Consider the following 1,741-nt stretch of genomic DNA (forward strand, 5'->3'; position numbering starts at 1 on the left):
TAACTCCATAAGAAAAATGAAAATAATCCACAAAAAGATATTGGATAATAAATGTTTGCATTACATAAATTCCTAAAGTATAACTCCCCCACCCAGCAACTATAGAACAATTTTTCCTATCAGCAATTTCCTTAAACAAGAAAATAAAGAACATACTACCACAAAAACCTAAGTAATATTTCACCACTATTAGGTAAGATGTATATTTCCAACAATTAAAATCTATAATTAATTTTGTTATATTCCAATTATTCAAAAACATAAAGAACAAGCCTAATAAGAAACATACTCCAGTTAAATATAACCCCAAAATTGTGTGTCTATAAATCCAATCCTTGTTTTTTCCAATAAAATATCCCAACCAAAAGAAAGAATACATGAAATTAAATTGAAATATACTTCCAAATGGTAAAACGAACAATAATATAATTGAACAAATTGCAGCTATCCAGTCTATACTAATAAATCTTCGAGACAACCATTGATACAACAAACATAAAAATAGTACTTTTAAATACCAGCTATTACCTTTAAGTTCTATTTGAATTCTCATTGAATCTTTGCAAGACAATAAGCTATATACAACTATAATAGCTGTCCATATTATTACAGGTAATAAAAGTGTTATAGTTTTCTTGATTATTAAATTTCTAAAAGAAGGTTCACCTTTCTGAGCAAAAAAGCCACTAATCATAATAAATAATGGCATGTGAAATGTATATATAACCTGATTAGTATAGAAACCTACACTACCACAATCTATTTCCTGTAGATAATGTCCGAGAACAACTAGCCAAATAGCAAAAAATTTCAAAGCATCAAAATAAAGAATACGTTTGTTACTCATATATTATAAAGAAATCTCTACATATTTAGCACCATTCAGCATAGCAGCTCGTTTAGGGAAACCACTTCGAAACAAAAGTTTATCTGTCATTTGGAATACCGTTTTAGCATTACTAAGCATATAATAATCAACAAAGGATTTCATATAAACATCTTGACTTGCATCAAAAGTAAATCCCATATGAACAACGTTACCAGGAATAACATAGACATAGTCAAGATATGACAACCTATCTAAAAACATCTTACTATCACTAGTTACTAATAAACGTTCACTTGGGAATTCCGCATGTAATTCTTCTATTCCATTTATACACCTAAGAACATAAGTCTCTCGTTCTGATTCAGGCAAAACCTCCCCACCTTCTTTGAAGTCTCCCAATAACTGCCTAAATCGAAAAGTCAACGAAATATATTTTTTTGCACCACCTAACTGACTAAGATGATAATCAATTTGGTTCTGTAATCGTTCAGATGGACGGAAAAGTTCCTTAAATAAAGTACTAAACTCCTTATCAGCGATTGCCATGTTTGAATAGATATGAATCTGTTTATAATGTTTCTTTAAATAGTAACGAAGAATCATACGTTGTGCAAAACGTTGAAAACAATTACGAAGATTATGATGATAAGTCAATAATGTACAAGGATATACTTTTTCTATATCCCAGCATATTTCATCAGTATTAAGTTGCCAATCATATTGATTAGGAACTAAATAATCTTGTAAATGTAATGGTTCAAAGACTATTTTAAAAGGTAACCTTTGTCGCTTACATTCAGCATAAATAGAAGTAATTCCTCTAAGACGATCTGATAAGCCTCCAGAAAAAGTCGTTTCTGGCTGTACCATATAAACGATTGTTGTACATCCATCGTTCATACTACAATCTTT

General features: G+C 29.9%; 2 protein-coding genes. Both read right to left on the reverse strand.

The window, feature by feature from the left end; genetic code table 11:
- Positions 1 to 847: acyltransferase family protein (locus tag HMPREF9420_RS12900; protein WP_007134109.1), on the reverse strand; the 847-nt coding region annotated here is incomplete at its 3' end.
- A gap of 3 nt (positions 848 to 850) precedes the next feature.
- The gene (locus tag HMPREF9420_RS03755) at positions 851 to 1,729 is read right to left on the reverse strand and encodes a hypothetical protein (protein ID WP_044078745.1); all 879 of its coding nucleotides are present in this window, start codon (positions 1,727 to 1,729) and stop codon (positions 851 to 853) included.
- Positions 1,730 to 1,741 lie beyond the last annotated feature (12 nt).

The sequence above is a fragment of the Segatella salivae DSM 15606 genome (assembly GCF_000185845.1).
In the GTDB taxonomy this organism is placed as follows: Bacteria; Bacteroidota; Bacteroidia; order Bacteroidales; family Bacteroidaceae; genus Prevotella; species Prevotella salivae.